Source organism: Flavobacterium sp. 1355, assembly GCF_017833415.1.
Taxonomy (GTDB): domain Bacteria; phylum Bacteroidota; class Bacteroidia; order Flavobacteriales; family Flavobacteriaceae; genus Flavobacterium.
This window is the reverse complement of record NZ_JAFICC010000002.1, coordinates 193,316-211,479: the sequence shown is the minus strand read 5'-3', so window position 1 is coordinate 211,479 and position 18,164 is coordinate 193,316. Positions and strand designations below refer to the sequence as shown.

Here is an 18,164-nt window from a genome sequence, read left to right as displayed (position 1 = left end):
TTCTGTTCAGACACTAAATGAGTCTGGACCATTTCTATCATTTATCCTATTATATCATGTCAGAGACAAACATAAAAGAAAGTTTATTTTCTAAAATTTTTACCACTTTACAATCAGCAATCATAGGAGACAAATCTTTTGATTATACAACCGGGAGCATAAAAAAAGCTGTCATTTTACTGGCCATTCCGATGGTTTTAGAAATGATGATGGAATCTGTTTTTGCACTTGTCGATTTATATTTCGTCGGACATCTGGAACACAGTAGTTTTGCCATACAAACTGTTGGTTTAACAGAATCTGTAATTACAATTGTTTATTCGGTTGCAATAGGAATCAGTATGGCTGCAACAGCTGTTGTAGCAAGACGTATTGGTGAAAAAGATCCTATTGCAGCTGCAAAAGCAGGTATGCAGGCCATTATTATAGCGTTTGCAATAAATAGTGTAATGAGTATTCTTGGTTTTATTTACGCCAAAGATATTCTTATCCTAATGGGAGCATCTGTTGATGCTGCAGAGCACGGTTATATTTTTACGCAAATTATGCTGGGAGGAAGTTTGTGTATCATGCTTCTATTCTTGATTAACGGAATTTTTCGTGGAGCAGGAAATGCTACTATAGCAATGGAAAGTCTTTGGCTGGCCAATATTTGCAATATCATTTTGTGTCCGGTTTTGATTAACGGTTTCGGTCCTGTTCCGGCTTTTGGATTAACGGGTGCTGCAATAGCAACTACTTTAGGAAGAAGCATCGGAGTTTTATATCAATTGTATCATTTGTTTTTTGGAAGAGGAGTTTTAAAAATTATTACGTCATATTTTATTCCCGATTTTAAACAAATAAAAGCATTGATAAAAATTGCTGCGCCCGGTGTTCTGCAATTTGTAATTGCATCCTGCAGTTGGATCTTTCTTGCCCAATTGGTGGCAACAACCGGAGGCGATCATGGGTCTGCCGGATATCAGACAGCACTTAGAATTATGATGTTTTTTATTCTTCCTGCTTGGGGATTAAGTAACGCCGCGGCAACTTTGGTTGGACAAAATTTAGGTGCCAAACGAATCGACCGTGCTGAAAAATCTGTTTACACAACAGCAAAATATAATGTTATTTTTATGGCTTCAATCATGATCATCACATTGTGCTTTGGTAAGTATATTATTTCCTTTTTTACCAATGACGAAATGGTAAGAATAATTGCCGTTGAAGCTCTGCAAATTATGAGCGTTGGGTTTGTTTTTTACGGAATTGGAATGGTATTGATTAATACTTTTAATGGAGCCGGAGATACCTGGACACCAACAGGAATCAACTTCTTCGGATTCTGGTTGTTCCAGATTCCGTTAGCTTATGTCCTGGCAAAACATTTTAATATGGGACCAACAGGAGTTTTTATTGCAATTCCGGTTGCAGAAACGGCGATAACACTTACGGGAATTTTCTTTTATAAAAGAGGAAAATGGAAACGTACTCAAGTATAATTATAATAAAAAAAGGATCTTCAATCTGAACTGCCCCCAAAAAGTTAGACACTATTTGGGGGCTTTTTTTATTTTTATACAAATTCGTATCCTGCATAAACTTTTTTAATTTCATCCATTATAGCGAACAAAATTTCTGGTTCATCAGTAGTAACAAGTTTTTGTTTATATTCTTTAAAAGAATGAATTCCTTTGAAATAGTTGGTATAATGACGGCGCATTTCTACAATTCCCAAACGTTCGCCTTTCCAGTCCATCGACCATTGCAAATGATTTCTTGCGGCATCAACACGATCGCTGACAGTTGGCGCAGGTAAGTGCTCTCCGGTTTTAAAGAAATGTTTGATTTCGTCAAAAATCCACGGATAACCAATCGCGGCACGGCCAATCATGATTCCGTCAATCCCATATTCATTTTTATATTTTAGTGCTTTTTCAGGACTGTCGATATCACCATTTCCAAAAATAGGCATAGTAATTCTTGGGTTGTTTTTTACACGTGCAATGTGAGACCAATCTGCATGACCTTTGTACATTTGTGCACGGGTTCTGGCATGAATTGTCAAAGCCTGCACACCAATATCCTGAAGTCTTTCTGCAACTTCATCAATATTAATAGAGCTTTCGTCCCAGCCTAAACGTGTTTTTACTGTAACGGGTAAATCAGTACTGCGAATAACAGCTTTTGTTAACCGTACCATTAAGTCGACATCTTTTAGAACTCCGGCTCCGGCACCCTTACACACGACTTTTTTTACCGGACAGCCAAAATTAATGTCCACCAAATCTGGTTTTACAGTAGAAACAATTTTTGAAGAAAGTGCCATTGCTTCTTCGTCACCGCCAAAAATCTGTATTCCGACAGGGCGTTCATAATCAAAAATATCAAGTTTCATTCTGCTTTTGATAGCATCACGAATCAATCCTTCCGACGAAATAAATTCTGAATACATTAAGTCAGCGCCATGCGTCTTGCATAATTTGCGAAACGGCGGGTCGCTCACATCTTCCATCGGTGCGAGTAATAAAGGAAATTCGGGTAATTCTATGTTGCCAATCTTGACCATCTTCAATATTTTGTGCAAAATTACAACATTTAGTTTAATTTGTACCAAATTGAGGTTCAAAGGTTCACAGCAACAAAGGAACAAAGGTTTTTATCAGACAATTAGAAAACCTTTGTCCCTTTGTCCGAGGCTTCGGGATTGCTACTTTGTACCTTTCTAAACTCTATAATCAAAAAACCGAATTGGTTTTCGGCTCATTGGGTTAAAAACCAATGGATTTAAAATTTCTTTGGAGGAGAACTCAATTTTTGGAGTGACTCTTAGTTTAGCTCTAAAGTGATCTTTTATTTCTTGCAAAAATTCAGGAGTTTGATTTTTTACGGCAATTTTTATCACAATTTCATCAGTACCTAAATCATTGGTGGAAATCTCGATAATATGATTTTCAATATTGTCGAAATCACTCAGAACATCGTTCATCGCAGGTGGATAAAGCGTTGTTCCTTTATACTTAATCATTTGCTTTTTGCGGCCAATAACAGGACCAACACGAAAAGTATTTCTTCCGCAGGCGCATGGCCCGTCATGAAGCTGCACGATGTCTCCGGTTTTAAAACGTAATAGCGGCATCGCTTCAATGCCCAAAGTTGTAAAAGTTAATTCTCCTGCCTCACCATTTTTTACCGGATTATTATTTTCATCCAAAACTTCGGTGATGATTAATTCAGGATGGTGATGACCTCCAATTCCGTGTTCACATTCAGTAAAAGCGGTACTCATTTCTGTTGAAGCATATGTTGAAAACAACTTGATATTCCACTTATCTGTTATTTTTTTAGATAAAGTATTCATTGAAAAATCCTGATTTCTCAAAGATTCCCCAATGCAAATGGCACCTTTTATACTCGAATTATTGTAATCAATTCCGTGGATTTCGGCGTATTCAATTAACTTTAATAAAAAAGAAGGAACGGTAATTAAGTAAGAAGGTTTGTACTTTATAATAGAGTCCCATTGCAATTCAGGAATTCCGGCACCTACCCGAATAACGCCCACTTTTAATTTTCGAAGCCCTAAAAAATAAGCTAAACCAGCCATAAATTTCCGGTCAATTGTTGTCATTAACTGTACAACATCACCTTCTTTTATGCCAGCACAAGCAAACGAAATCGCTTCATTATAAGCTAATCGATCCAAATCAGAATCGGTTAAACCAAAAGTAACTGGATCTCCCAAAGTACCTGAAGTAGAAGCGTAATCAATAATTTTATACTGTGGCACACACACAAAATCATCATTGTATTTTTGTAAATCTTCTTTAGTCGTTACCGGTAAATGCTGTAAATCTTCGAGAGTTTTAATCTTAGAAATATCTATATTCTGTCCTGCAAAAAGTCTCTTGTAAAAAGGAGAATTATTACTGATATATTGTAAAAGTTCGGTTAATTTTTGCTCCTGAAAAATTTTAATCTGTTCTAAAGAATCCTTTTCTATTGATGGAATCATGTTTATTTCCGTTTGATTTTTTTTAAATATTTTTCAATTGCTTCTTTTTGAGGAACAGTTGTAATTTCTTTGGTCATTGCTTTTTCAAAATTTTCCTTAGCAAGAGCAAAGTTTTTCTTTTGGTAAAAATACAATCCTGCTTTATAATATACAACCCAATAATCAGCGTTTAAAGATTGGTAGTTCTGAATAAAATCAGCAGGTATTTCTGTTTTGTTTTTTAGAAAAAGGTCTATTTTATTATCCTCTTTTTTAAATTTTTGATAATTTTTGAATGCTGCCGTTTCTATAAAAGGATCTTTGGCAATAGTAAGGTTGGCATCTTCAAATGAAATCAAAGGATTTTTTCTTTCACCAAAAACAGAGTCTAAATTATAACACACAAATTCTCCCAGCTGATACGGATTTGCCGAAACCCAAACCCGTTTTTCTTTTGGTTTAAAAATAATTCCATGATGCGCCATCAACTGGTTTAGAGCTTTTTCATTTCCATAACCCAATTCTATATCTTGCAGCCCCTCTTTGTTTCTGAGAATTTCTGAAGCAATTTGAGGATTTATTTTTTGATTTTCCTGAAAAAGCTCCTGCATTCTTTCAAAACGATATTTCGAATGACTGTTCATGATTTGCGATTGGTTTCGTTTATCGTTCTTAAAAGCATCACTCTGAAAATGATTAGAACAAATTAGCTCATTGCTGTTTGGAACAGTATAAACATCCATTTTATTTGGAGAAACTTCAATCAAAACAGCTTTATTATCATTCGCACTTCCGACCATTATAGATTCAGAAACAAAAACTTTTCTTTTTTTGGCAATGGCAATTGCCTCCTCAATGTTTTTTGCATGCTCTAAAATTTCTCTCGTAAGAATAGAAATCGGAGTTTTGGCCACCAGCGGAATTTTTGATTTCCCTGCATTTATGGTGACTGTCAAGCCTTCTTTATTCATTCCCGAAACTGCGCCGCTCATCCCTGGCCAGGTAACCATCATAAAAGGATATCCCGTTTTTGATTTTATAAACGCTACGATTTTATTTTCCGCGAAAGCGTCACTAATATAAAAATCAAAATTACGACCCAGAATTAAATTACCATTTTCAGATTTTTCACCCCAAGCTGCAAAAGAAGAACAGCCAACCAAAGCCAAATCCTGTAACGCATGACCAATATCGTGCGCTCCATGCAAATACAAATTGCGTTGGTATGGGGGGGCTAAATTGTCAAACTCATGAGAAGTATATTGTGAAACACCATAAATTTCTGCCTGATATTCTTTGGCAACATTCTGATATAACTTTCTGTTGTACCATCTTAGAAAATTCCGAAGTAACTTTTGCTGAAATTTTGACGGAACAAAATCTTGTACTTTGGAGAAAAAAATCTGTTGTTGTTTTTTTAAAAGAGAATCAGTCAGCGCGCCTGTAGTAAGCCCAATTTCGAGCGGATCACCTTCGACATACAATTCCCAAAGACCATGTTTATTTTTTAAAAACGAATTTTTTCCTGAAACAAAAACAGTGTCAGAAATTTTTGTAACAACTGGTTTTGTTGTATTGTAATGGGTTATGTCCGGCAAATGACGATTTGATTTTGAGATGCCGCAAGAAACCAACATCAACAGGAAGCCTAAAAAGAAAAGTATTTTAATTCGATTCTTCATTTTGCTTTTTTATTCAGATGCCTTATTAATTTTGGTTACCAGATATTCTTTTCCGAGAATTTCTGAGCAGGTTACAACAGCTCCGATCGTTACGCCCAAAACACCATGCATATTGATACTCTGACCAGTAAGATACAAATTATCTAATTTTGTTTTTGATGCAATGAGGGTTTTCATCGGATTATTTGAGTCCTTGACATAACCATACATATTGCCTCTGTCCCCGCCAATATAATCCCGATAAGAAAGTGGTGATGAAGTATGTACAGATTTTATGCAATCTCTGATTTCAGGAAATTTTTTTTCAATTTCATTTAAAAAAACAGTGGCTTTTCTGGACTTAAATTCTTCATAACTTTCTCCACGGTCATTTTCTTCAGCAGCCGTATTAAAAGTATCTGCCCAGGGCAAAACATCGTCATATTTCATATACGTGATAAAAGTCATCCCTTCTGCCCATTCTTCATCTTGTTTATAAGCGTTCATAGACGCCATATAAGCTTTGGGCCAGGAATTTTCATCATAGTCATGCGCAGTCCAGACATCATTACTATCTTTAAAATGATAATAATTATGGTTGATATATTTGAAACATTTTGGTTTAAAAACAATATAAAGGCTAAAAGCAGAGATTACACCCTCCAGACTTTGGATCCGACTGTAAAATGATTTTCTGAAACACTCTTCACCCACCATTTTTAATGTGGTTTTTGGTTCAATATTCGAAATAAAATAAGTTCCCGAAACTTCAGTTCCGTCTTTCATTTTTACAGAAGTCACTTTATTATTTTCTACAGAAAAATGAATTACTTCCTTGCGTTTATAAAACTCTCCACCATGTTTTTTCAGTTGCTTTAAAAGCTGTTTTGTAATCTGGCTTCCACCATTAAGGCAGCGCCAGGAGCTTTGAATATAGGAGTTTACAGAAAGGGCATGAACATAAAAGGGAGATTTATCGGGAATTCCGGCATACAAAAAGTTAGAGCCTCCCAATACAGCTCTTAGTTTTTCATTCTCAGTAAATTCATCAATTGTGCTTTTGGCATTTAATTCTAAAATAGCATTATCATATTTGCCCTGCCAGTTTAAATTATACAGCGGAAAAGAGTCGCAGATTAACCTTATTTTTTGGCAGTATTCTTCAAGATTTGTTTTTTCGTCGGGAAAATAATTTTCTAATTGTTTTACAAAATTTTCATAACCCTGCGCGTGCGGATATTCGGTTTTATCATTACCAAAGGAAATAATATCAAAACCATTTTCGTCCATTTTTTTTAAATTCAAATGATCAATTATGTCCAGATATTTAAAATATTTATAAAGATTCTGTCCTTCACTCAAACCGCCTATGTAATGAATTCCGGTATCAAAAATGGTTTTGTCACGCACAAAAGTCTGCAGGTTTCCGCCATATTGATTGTTCTTTTCGAGCACACAAACGCTGTAGCCTTCTTTAGCCAGAATTACCGACGAAACTAATCCGCCTAAACCGCTGCCGACAATTACAACATCATAGTGCTCTTTCATTCTGGTTTTTCTTTAAAATGATTATTGAATTTTCATCTAGAACAGACTCAAAACCAAAGTTTATCAAAGTCGTTTTTAAACCCGGACAATCAATTAAAATAAACGATGATGACACCGAAATAATTTTCTCAAGATCATGTTTATAAATTTCATCAGAAATCAAAACGGTATCGTATTGATTTTCCAATGCAGTTTCCGGATTTTCAAGATAATAAATTTTTCTTTTTCTAACGACATAATTGGTTTTGGCAACAGTGAGTTTTTCTTCATCTGCAGTATAAGAATATATTTTTCGCTGTGGTTCCTGTAAAGTAAGCAAGACATCCAACTGACCGTAATCATTAAATAAATGTAATATTCTGGCTTTCGCCGAAAGATATTTATTGAGTTTATAATAAGTTTCTAAATGGGTTTTGAGATTGTCTTTTACGCTATGTATTATTTCAGTTTCCTTGTAATCATAACTGTGAACAAGCATTTTTTTCCAATATTCGACACCTTCCAGCTCCTGACGAATTTTATGAAATTCTTCTTTAAAAAACGCTCCAATCTGTTTTGTTCTTTCGGCGTAATTTTTTCCAAAAGAAAGATTTTCAGGAGTAATTCGTTCTAAAATAGAAACAGTAAGAGTACTGCTGTGAATAACAAAATCTCCTTTAGGAATTGCTTCTGAAGCGCCATGAATCAAGACCGGAACAATATCCAGATTAAATTCCTGGGCAAGATAGAAAGCACCTTTATGAAAACGTTTAACCTGATTGCTTTCTGAACGTGTTCCTTCCGGAAAAATCATTATCGAATAACCTTCGTTTACTTTCTGGCGCAAATGTTCAACACCGCCTTCAATTCCTTCAGAAACAGGATAAAAACCTGCTTTTCTTACTGCACCTCCAAAAATAGGGGAGTTATAAACCCAGTCATTTACCAAAAATATAATTTTAGGACTCAGCATTCCCATTGCCAGAATGTCTATAAAAGAAGAATGATTGGCAATTATGATAGCAGGTTTATCAAAATTTTCATTGAATTTATTAATGACTTTTTTATGAAGAAAAGGATTTGAATACAATACAGATTTCATGAATTTGGAAATCACATATCGAAACCCTTTCATTTTCTTTTGTTCGCTAATTGGCAGAATCGGCATAATGATCAGACTGAAAAGCGACATTAAAAATCCACCAAGCCCATAGTACGCAAATGAAATAATTCCGTGTATTAAACTACGTAATTCAAACGGTGCATTTCCTTTTTTAGAGCGGTTTGATAAAAATAATTTAAACAAAATTGGATAAAAAATAAACGTAATAATCAAGGCGGCAAAAACCCCAATTAGCGAAACCGACGAAATAGATCTCAAAGCAGGATGCTTGGCAAAAATCATCGCACCGATTCCTAAAATAGTTGTAATTACAGCCAGAATTATGGATGTTCTGTAAATCGCAATTTCATTTTTTCCGTTAGTATATTCTTTTTGAAGTGCACTTGTCATGAAAATACTAAAATCGACACCGTGACCAAAAATCAAAGTACAGACAATCATACTGAAAATATTCATCTGAATGCCAAATATTCCCATAATTCCGGCAGTTACAATTCCGGTTAAAGCAATTGGAATACAGCTCACGATTACCAGTTCGATTCTTCTGAAAAAGAAAAACAGAATCAGGATAACGGCAACAAAAGAATAATTTACTAGCGAATTGAAATCGGTTTTTAATGTGCTGAAAAAAGTTTCATTCATTTGCTGACGGTCAATTGCAATCACATTCTTTTTGGTATCAGCCGATTTTACAAAAGAATCGCGTTGTTCCGGCGTTACTTTTACCAAAGTCAAAATCGTATAAAAACCATTTTTTTGAGTTACAAATTCATGCAGTTGCAAAGCCTTAATTTTTAAATAATCATCAGCTGAAATGGGTTTAAACTCAAAATCCAGATGATCAAAAAAACCGGAGTAAGTTGTTGGTTTAAAACCGAGTTTTGAACCTTCAGAAATTAATTGTGATTTTAAAAGTTGCTTTTTATTAGCATCCCAAAATGAATTCCACTTATCGATTTTTTCTTGTTGCGCTGCCTGCGAAAGCATAATACCACCAACGGAACTGAAATTTAAAATTTTGTTTTCCTGTTTTGCTGCAGACAAATCAGAAAAAAGATGACTGTTGTTTTGCAAAACTTCCTCCATGCTTTTTCCGTACGAAGCAACATAAATAGTTTTTGACGTTAAACTCGAGCTTTCTTCAAGATCTTTCTCGGCGGCTTTTATTTCTTTTGGAACAAAATTTAGTTGAGACAAATCATTATTAAAACCGACATTATTATAAGTGAAAAAGCATATAATTGTAATCAGGATACAAAAACCAATCAGGAACTTATTATTATGAAATGAAAAATGCGCCAGTTTATCAATCACATTTTTTTTGTGTTCTTCAGGATTTTCTGTTGGCTTATACAAATGGGGAACAATCAAAAGAGAGAAAAATGCGGAAGCCATCACAATTACGGCAGCAAAAATTCCTAAGTCATTTAGTGCATCAGATTTTACAAAAAGAAGACATAAAAAAGCAACAGCAGTAGTCGAGCTGCTCATAATGACAGGCATCGTAATGTCTTTGTACAATGTTTTGACATCACTGTTATGTTTGTAATGCGTCAGGATATGAATCGAATAATCGATTGTAATGCCCAGTAAAATAGATCCGATTCCCAAAGAAATGGCAGAAATTTGTTCTTTTACAAAGTATAAAAATGCCACAGCAAACAAAGCACCGAAAACAGTTGGAAGAAAAATAATTAACGGAATTAATACTTTTTTATAAAATAAAATCAAAATCAACATCAGTGTAAACATTGCAATTGATGTTGTTAAAATAATATCGCTTTTAATCTGATTGGCGTTTGCAACAGCAATAAGGGCAGAGCCAAAATAACTGATTGAAGTTTTATTTTTGAATTTCTGATTTAAATTTTCCTGAATTGATTTTAGTCTGGCAGCAAAAAGAGTGTTTTTTTCTGTTTCGCTCGATGGAAGACTGGAGGTAATAAAAAGCAATAATTCCTTTTTGTTTTTTGTCATTATGAAACCATTGCTGAGCGTAAAATCGTCTCCTACATTGAGTTGTTGTAATTTTTTTAAAGCAATAAAAGAAATCCCAAGCGGATCCTGAAGAATAAAATCTTTGGTTACAAATCCGGAAGGCGAGATAATCGATTTATAATTTCCCTGAACGGTTGCCGCAATACTGTCTTTCTGAAGTTTATTCTGAATTGCAGCATAATCCTTGTTTTCCAGAAAAAGAGGAAGATTGTTATAGACAAAATCAATCGTTTCCTGAATATTTTCTTCGTCAATTTTTCCCTGAACTCCTGTGATATATGGTTTGCAGGACAGAGCAACACTATCAGAAAAAATAGTTGCCATTTCTTTTAAATCTTCTTCTGTACCATTTTTTTCCAGTTTGAAAATAACCGTAGTTTTATCAGCAAAATTAAGTTGTTTCAAAACTTTTGCCGTAACATCAGACTTATCGTTTGTTGGGATAAGTTTGGTAATGTCTTCTTCAAATTTAAGCTGTGATGCAAAAAAGCCAAAAAGAATAAGCATAAGTAAAGCCAGTAAAACCGATAACGATTTTCTGCGGTTTACAAATAAATGAGTGACATAGAAATAACGATGCATTATAATTTTTTTTTGCCACGAATTAACATCAGTTTTATTTCAGGTTTTATAATGAAATAATCGTAATGCTTACAATTTAACGGCCAGATTCAAATTTTACTATCCATTATGATAACCACGAATTTATAAAAAAAAAATCGTGTGAATTCGTGTAATTCCTGGCTAAGATAAACAGATTTTATGGTATACGCTTTTTACTAAATGCAGTTAAAAGCAAATAACTTAAGAGTCCGACAGTTATGGCAGAAACTGATGCTAAAATAAGACTTCCGACGATATATTGTGTTGCATTTTTCTGAATATCGTCAAACGTAAGAGAACTATCTAATACCAAGGTACTTTCGTTGGATACAAAATAGCTTCCCATTTTTAGTGATCCATAGATAATAAAAGGGATAAAAGGAGGAAAACTCACATTAGAAGACAAATAAGCAATGACTTTATTGAGCCTGAGTATGGTGGCAAAAAACAAAAGTAATACCGTTTGTAATCCCCAAAAAGGAGACATTCCGATAAAAATTCCCAATGCAATTGCAGCAGCCTTTTTGAAATTAGAATCATTGCTTTCTAAAATATCTTCCAGAAAGAATTTTTTAAAACCTTTTTTTTTTGCTTTCCTAAAGAAATCCCTGGGCTTGATATATAAAATTGCATTTATGACCAGAACAGTATTTAAGATGCTGATTCGGGTAAAATCTTTGAATGGACGAAAATGTGAAACCCTTTCTGCCGGATCGTATAAAATCTGAATCGGAATGTTTTTGACAACAACTCCTTTCCAGGCAGAACGCACAATTACTTCAATTTCAAACTCGAATTTATTGGTATAAAATAATTTTGGGATTAATTTTAAAGGATAAAGCCTAAAACCGGATTGCGTGTCACTAAGTTTAATTCCCGTTTCGAATTTGAACCAGAAATTTGAAAATTTATTGCCAAAACTGCTTTTTTTAGGCACGTTTTCCTGTGCCATATTCCGGCTTCCAATCAACAATGAATTTGGCTGCTGCTGAATTTCAGCAATAAAATTCGGAATGTCAGAAGGAAAGTGCTGACCATCTGAATCAATGGTAATCGCATATTCAAAACTAAGTTCAATTGCTTTTTTGAAGCCATTTCGCAAAGCCATCCCTTTACCCAAATTTTTGGTGTGATGAATTTGAGTTAAATACGCATATTCATTTAAGATTTCACCTGTCCCATCGGTTGAGCCATCATTAACAATAATGACATTTTTGGTAAATTCTAAAACAGAATCCAAAACTCTTTTTAGCGTTTTGTGATTATTGTACGTGGGTACAATAACGCAAAAATGTGTTGAATTTAATAATTCCTGCTGAGATAGAGTAGGGTTCATAGATAGCTTTATTTACCTACTTTACGAATTGTTTTTCTTTTTCGGAGAAACTTTTAGACTGTAATACAAAGTCTTTCAAATATTCTTTCAAAGGGCCGCTTTGTTCAGCATAATGGGCCGTAAGGTATTTTTTGTCTTCTTTTATATTTTTTTTATAGCCTGTAATTCCGGGAACATTTTCCTGAATACTCAGGCGAATCATTCTGATTTCGATATTGTTTGGTTCACTTGCAATTGTAGCTTCAAGCAATTTTGCACCTTCTTTAAAACGGCTGATTTTTTCGCCTAGTTTTTTCTCATATTTTGAGTCCAGTAAAATTGAGGCAGCTTTGTAAGCCACCATAATTTTATCATCATTATTTGAAATACCCGAAAGTTTTTCTACAAAATCTTTGGCACCAGCTTCAGACTTAGGAGCCTCAGTATACATTTTGCGTATGCTCGCCAGATCGGGAACAGCCGTAAAATTAATCCATATAAACAATGTCAGTAATAGTTTCATAATTATAATTTTTTATAAGTGTTGCTTAACTTCAAAGCAACAGTGTCGTTAAAATAAGTAGTGTTTTTCACTTTAACCAAATTATCTTCACTAATAACAACATCAAGTTCTAAACGCAATTCCGGAGTAGCTTCAGGATTAATAAGCGCCATGAATTTTACATTTGAAAGTGTCTGAATCATCAGCGTACTTTTTGTAATAGATTCAGTGAGTTCCTTAATTATCTGAATCATGCATACGCCAGGCATAATAGGGTTCCCAGGAAAATGGCCTTTAAAAACATCATGTTTTTCATTGACCAAAATCGTAATGGCATATTTAGAATCGGATATTTTTTCTTCCGAAAGTATTTTGTAAAAATCGTGTAGAACCATTCGTTTTTTATTTCATTTTAAAAGTATAACTAATACCAATTTGAAAAACCTGATTCAGAATAATATCATCGTAATAATAATCTCCATTTTCATCATAATCAAGACCATCGTAACCATAAATATCAATTAAACCTTGTTTAATTCTTGCTTCAAATGTTAACCCGTTTGGTAACGTGTACCCAAGGCCGCCCACAAAAGCTAAATCAAAATTAACAGGTCTGTACCCAAAATCGCCAAAGTTATCATCTGTTTTAAAATCAAATGAAGGTCCGGCTAATACATGAAATCCACTTCCCTTAAAATTAAACTTTGCCAGCGCTCCAAGCGTTATATAATTTAAATCGTAATTTACATTTCGGTATGCGTTACTTCCAAGAGCATATTCTCTTCCTTCTGAACCTTGTCTGGAATAATTTAGCTCTGGCTGAAGAGAAACATATTTGTTGAATTTTATGTTTACAAACCCTCCAATATAAAAATCAGATTTAGTATTGTTATAATCAATGTTTGTTAATCTCGAAAGATTAAGACCTCCTCTAAGACCCGGATTTACACTAACTTGCGCCTGGGCAGCAATGATTCCGATATAAAAAGCGAAAGCAATTAGAATTATTTTTTTCATCTTGGTTTGATTTAATGGTTTGCTTAAATTTTACTCTGGCTTAAAATAATTTAACTCAATTTTCAATTTAATATTTTGATGCACAATCTGAATTCTTTCGGCAAAAATATTGTTTTCTGAACTAAATGTAAGTGTTATTTTTTCTTTTGTTGCTGAAGCATGAATGAGTTTTTCAAATTTTTGATCTTTTTTGGACAAAAACAGATAATTATCACGTTTTCCATCTGCTGATTTATAAATGTTATCTGATTCATTTTCAAATTGTTCCTGAATCAGATATTCTTTTTTAAGCAATAATCTAAAATCTTCTTTTAAGGTATTAATCAGGATTTTTCGGTCTAATTCTGATACGATGGAATTGACTTTAAAACTTTTTTCGGAAATTTCAAAATCAAGTAATTTATTACCGAATTCAGTGGTAAAAACAACGCGGTGAATCGTATCATTTATTTTTTTGGCAATAAAAATTCCAGACAATTCATTGCCATAAACGGTAATATTTGTTTTGTAAACGTAATCGGTTTTTGAATCTGAAAAATACGGCGATTGATAAGACGTTTTGTCTAATTTTTTTGGTGTATAATTTTTTGTGACTGAGCCACAAGAAACTAAGACAATTGCCAGAAAGCAATTAATTAGTAAAAACTGAATCGTCGATTTTTGCATTGATTACTTTATTTTTTAGTACAATTCGGGTATAATCTTCAGAGGATTCTAATAATTTTACCTGAAGAACGGTTGCTTCTTCTTTATCAAAAGTCAACTCAATTTGTTTGATGTATTTTTTCAATGTCGCATCTTTGGGAACAAATTTTGCCAGATTCTGACCTTTTAATTTAAAATACGAAATCGTAAATTCTTTGTCGTCAAACATATTGCCGCTCACGCTTCCGACAATTAATTTGTTGATTCGCGCAAAGATTTTGCTGTTTCCAATATCAACTGCGCTTTTCTTTCCCTCGTCATTAATCAGAATTTTTCCGTTCTTGAAAACAATGCTGTAATTGTATGGTTTTTTATATTGCCATGAAAGCAGCGAAGGCTCTTTAAAAAGCATTTTTCCAGAGGTTTCAATATCTTTCGACAAAAAATCCAAATGTTTATACTGAACAAAATCGGTACTTAAGGTTTTGATTTTTTTAGAAACCACATTTACATCTTCTTTAAAAGAAGCAATTTCTGCAGCAGTCATTTTTTGTTCCTGAGCAAACAAATTGCCTGAAAGAAATAGAATTAATAGTGCTATTTTAGTTTTCATATTTTTAAAAGTTGTGCTTTGAAATATTTTGCCACAGATTAAATGATTGCCACAGATCATAAAAAAATCCGTTTTTATCCGCGTTTTCGCTTTAGCGAATCAGCGTTATCAGCGTTCAATTTCATAAGCTTTAAGATTCAAAAGTTCTTCAATCGAAATCACTTTATAATTGTTTTGCTGTAAAAATTGCAAAAACTGTTCCAATACCAAAACAGAGTGTAAAGCCGTATCGTGCAAAAGTACGATTCCGCCCGGAGAAACCCGTTTTATAATTCGGTTCAAAATTAATTCCTGATTTTTTGTTCCCCCATCAAGAGAACGAATATTCCAGCCAATTGTTTTATGGCCGGTAATTTTCAAAGCCCGTCGAATCGATGGAGTTGTAACACCGTAAGGCGGACGAAAAAAATTTATTTTTTTTGAAGTGAATTTTTCCAGGAGTTCATCTGTTTTCTGAATTTCTTCTTTGATTTGTCTGGCATTATAAAAATCAAAAAATTTAGAATGAGAATAGGAATGATTTCCGACCAAATGACCTTCAGCAATAATTTGTTTTACAATTTCGGGATGCTTTTCGATGTTTTTTCCAATGCAGAAAAAAGTAGCTTTTGCATTGTATTTTTTCAGAAGCTCTAACACTTCCAAAGTAAATTCACTCGGGCCGTCATCAAAAGTAAGTGCAATTTTTTTTTCTGTTTCTAATGAATTATTGCAGAAAGCTTTTACATGATAATCAGAAGAAATTCTTGAAGAACCAATTGCGTTTATTCCTATCCAGATTAAAATTACAACAAAAAAACACCACACATTTATTGCCACATAGAGATTCAAAAGAAGCAGTAAAAGCAACAATAAAATAAAAAATATTGAGATGTTTTTATGCGTTATCATTTTGAAAGTAACGTAAAACTATGATTTTTTCCATTTAATTGATTGTACAATAAAATGGTTCTGTAAGCTGGTTTTTCAGCAGAATTTACTTTTACGATTTTTGGAACTTCCTGTGTTTTCAAAATTTTAGCTGCCATCCAAAATGCAAAAGCAGATGCGGTATCATATTCTCCACTCAAATGTTTGTAGTATAAAACAGGAGTTTGGGCAAAAGCATTATCAGCCAGATTTTTATAATAATTTTCAAAATCAGTATTTCCGTCAAAACCTAAAACCAAGGCATCGACAGCTGAAATTTCCAGATTATTTGATTTTAAAAAAGAGGTAATTTCTGTTTCAATTTCATTTTCCTCCAGTGTATTTACAATGGCGATATCCAAAAGTTCTGCATATGTATTATCTTTTCGTTCATTTTCTAAAACAAAAAAACTGGCACCTTCACCATAAACCGCTCCGCTTGTTGTAGAATTTAGAACATCATAAGGAGCAGTGTTATCTGCTTTTATGCGTCCATTTAGTTTGAAAAGCGAAGTGGTATACTCTCCGTTTTCATCAACACCTCCAACTAAAATTGAATTGGCTTCCTCTTCTTCAATCTGCATTTTGGCATCAATAAGTGCCGATTCAAAAGAAACTGCACCGTTTACATACGTAAAATTATAACCTTTACATTGCTGTAAAAGTGCAATCTGTGCGCCAACTGTATTATGGGTAGACTGAATAAAAGAAGTTGGTGTCAAAAACTCTTCCTTATTATCCAAAATACTTTTCAGAAATTTTTCAGAATCTTCGATGCATCCCAAACCAGTTCCGGTAATAATGGCATCGACTTTTTCAACATTGGCATCTTTCATGGCCAAAGCCGAAGCTACAATTCCGTTTTTCACGCCTTTTGCCATGCGTCGGCTTGCGGCAGGCGAAATGTATTCTTTGTAAGCCGGCGGTATAATGGCCAGTACATTTTCGTCGTGATTTACAGCAGCAGCTTCCAAAAAAACAGTATCAAATGTTTTTTGAGTCGAAATACAGCCTACTCCATTTATATACGTCTTTTTCATTTGCTTTTTGAAAATATAAGAGTAGAACAATTTCCTCCAAAACCAAAAGAGTTGGACAAAACGTGTTCGATGTTTTTATTTTTTAAAGAAGTCTCCGGTTTCAAATCAAACTCTTCCATTGGCGTTTTAAAATTCAAATTCGGATACACCACATTATTCTGAATTGCCAAAATGCTGTATACGGCTTCAATCGCAGCAGCGGCCGCTAAAGTATGACCTGTAAAAGGTTTTGTCGAACTAAAATCCGGAACAGTTTCATTTTTATAAATTCGGAGTAAAGCTCTTCCTTCAGATAAATCGTTATTTGGCGTTGCAGTTCCGTGAACGTTGATATAATCAATTTCAGAAGGTTTTAAACCCGAAACCTCAAAAGCTTTTTTCATTGCAAGGTAAGCACCGTCTCCATTTTCTGAAGAAGCCGTTTGGTGAAAAGCATCATTGGCATTTCCGTAACCGGAAACTCTTGCCAACACTTTTTTATTTTGTTTTGCTACAATTTCATCCGATTCTAAAACCAAAAAAGCAGCTGCTTCTCCTAAATTTAATCCTTTTCTGTTATTGTCAAAAGGCTGATTATAATCGTCAGATAAAATCATTAAAGTCTTAAATCCGTTGATGGTAAATTTTGACAGGGCATCGGCACCGCCCACAATTACACGGTCTAATTTTCCGGTTTTAATCAATCTCGCGCCAAGCATAATTGCATTCGCAGCAGAAGAACAAGCCGTACTAATAGTCGAAACCATTCCTTTTAAGCCCAGTTCTTCGGCAATTTTATCAGCAACATCTCCGCCGTCATGGCAGGCAATATATTTTACAAGTTCCGGTTTTTCAAAATAATCGTAATAATGTTTTTCCGTCATGTCCATTCCACCCACACTGGTAGCAGAAATAAGTCCGGTTCTAAATTCGTTGATTGATGTAATGCCGGCATTTTCAACAGCTTGTTTTGCTGCCAAAGTACCAATCATAGCGGTTCTCGAAAAATTATTATCGCTGTTTAATTGCAGTTCATTGATAAGATCTTCATTGGTTTTTTTGATTTCACCCACCTTAATAACATCCGCATGAACTGTAGAAATATTAGCGATACGGGAAATCCCGATTTTATTTTCGATTAACGAATGGTAGTTTTCTTCCACCGAATTTCCGATCGAAGAGATAATTCCCATTCCCGTTATTGCAACACCTTTAGTCATTTTAGATTTATGATTTTAGATTGTAGATTATTCAAT

General features: G+C 34.1%; 15 protein-coding genes. 1 reads left to right on the top strand and 14 read right to left on the bottom strand.

The window, feature by feature from the left end:
• Positions 1-56 precede the first annotated feature (56 nt).
• Entirely contained in the window at positions 57-1,484 is a 1,428-nt protein-coding gene (locus tag JOD96_RS03340; protein ID WP_209562851.1) for an MATE family efflux transporter, read from the top strand.
• A 74-nt stretch (positions 1,485-1,558) separates the two neighbouring features.
• Here JOD96_RS03340 and dusB read toward each other — a convergent pair whose 3' ends face one another.
• The 14 genes from dusB to JOD96_RS03270 form a co-directional block, all read right to left on the bottom strand.
• Positions 1,559-2,551 (bottom strand): tRNA dihydrouridine synthase DusB, encoded by a 993-nt coding sequence (gene dusB, locus JOD96_RS03335; RefSeq protein ID WP_209562850.1) that lies wholly within the window; start codon positions 2,549-2,551, stop codon positions 1,559-1,561.
• A 156-nt stretch (positions 2,552-2,707) separates the two neighbouring features.
• Complete coding sequence (locus JOD96_RS03330; RefSeq protein ID WP_209562849.1) at positions 2,708-3,997, bottom strand: AMP-binding protein; 1,290 nt, start codon at positions 3,995-3,997, stop codon at positions 2,708-2,710.
• 2 nt (positions 3,998-3,999) lie between these two features.
• A complete protein-coding gene (locus JOD96_RS03325; protein ID WP_209562848.1) occupies positions 4,000-5,658 on the bottom strand; it encodes a C45 family autoproteolytic acyltransferase/hydolase in 1,659 nt (552 codons plus the stop codon).
• Positions 5,659-5,667: 9 nt separating this feature from the next.
• Complete coding sequence (locus JOD96_RS03320) at positions 5,668-7,185, bottom strand: phytoene desaturase family protein (RefSeq protein WP_209562847.1); 1,518 nt, start codon at positions 7,183-7,185, stop codon at positions 5,668-5,670.
• Positions 7,169-10,867: a 1-acyl-sn-glycerol-3-phosphate acyltransferase gene (locus tag JOD96_RS03315; protein WP_209562846.1), complete on the bottom strand. Its 3,699-nt coding sequence runs from the start codon at positions 10,865-10,867 to the stop codon at positions 7,169-7,171. The genes JOD96_RS03320 and JOD96_RS03315 overlap by 17 nt, the downstream gene beginning before the upstream one ends.
• Before the next feature lie 178 nt (positions 10,868-11,045).
• The gene (locus JOD96_RS03310) at positions 11,046-12,224 is read right to left on the bottom strand and encodes a DUF2062 domain-containing protein (protein WP_209562845.1); all 1,179 of its coding nucleotides are present in this window, start codon (positions 12,222-12,224) and stop codon (positions 11,046-11,048) included.
• Positions 12,225-12,240: 16 nt separating this feature from the next.
• On the bottom strand, positions 12,241-12,726 hold the full coding sequence (locus JOD96_RS03305) for a hypothetical protein (protein ID WP_209562844.1): 486 nt from the start codon (positions 12,724-12,726) through the stop codon (positions 12,241-12,243).
• Between the two features lie 2 nt (positions 12,727-12,728).
• Entirely contained in the window at positions 12,729-13,100 is a 372-nt protein-coding gene (locus tag JOD96_RS03300) for a 3-hydroxyacyl-ACP dehydratase (RefSeq protein ID WP_209562843.1), read from the bottom strand.
• 7 nt (positions 13,101-13,107) lie between these two features.
• Positions 13,108-13,722 carry a porin family protein gene (locus JOD96_RS03295; RefSeq protein WP_209562842.1) on the bottom strand — a complete coding sequence of 205 codons (615 nt, stop codon included), beginning with the start codon at positions 13,720-13,722 and terminating at the stop codon, positions 13,108-13,110.
• Positions 13,723-13,752: 30 nt separating this feature from the next.
• On the bottom strand, positions 13,753-14,388 hold the full coding sequence (locus JOD96_RS03290) for a hypothetical protein (protein ID WP_209562841.1): 636 nt from the start codon (positions 14,386-14,388) through the stop codon (positions 13,753-13,755).
• Positions 14,354-14,980, bottom strand: a complete 627-nt coding sequence (locus tag JOD96_RS03285; RefSeq protein WP_209562840.1) for an outer membrane lipoprotein carrier protein LolA — start codon at positions 14,978-14,980, stop codon at positions 14,354-14,356. Before JOD96_RS03285 ends, JOD96_RS03290 begins: the two co-directional genes overlap by 35 nt.
• 108 nt (positions 14,981-15,088) lie before the next feature.
• Complete coding sequence (locus JOD96_RS03280; protein ID WP_209562839.1) at positions 15,089-15,871, bottom strand: polysaccharide deacetylase family protein; 783 nt, start codon at positions 15,869-15,871, stop codon at positions 15,089-15,091.
• Positions 15,868-16,929 carry a beta-ketoacyl synthase N-terminal-like domain-containing protein gene (locus tag JOD96_RS03275; protein WP_209562838.1) on the bottom strand — a complete coding sequence of 354 codons (1,062 nt, stop codon included), beginning with the start codon at positions 16,927-16,929 and terminating at the stop codon, positions 15,868-15,870. The genes JOD96_RS03280 and JOD96_RS03275 overlap by 4 nt, the downstream gene beginning before the upstream one ends.
• On the bottom strand, positions 16,926-18,128 hold the full coding sequence (locus JOD96_RS03270) for a beta-ketoacyl-[acyl-carrier-protein] synthase family protein (protein ID WP_209562837.1): 1,203 nt from the start codon (positions 18,126-18,128) through the stop codon (positions 16,926-16,928). Before JOD96_RS03270 ends, JOD96_RS03275 begins: the two co-directional genes overlap by 4 nt.
• Positions 18,129-18,164 lie beyond the last annotated feature (36 nt).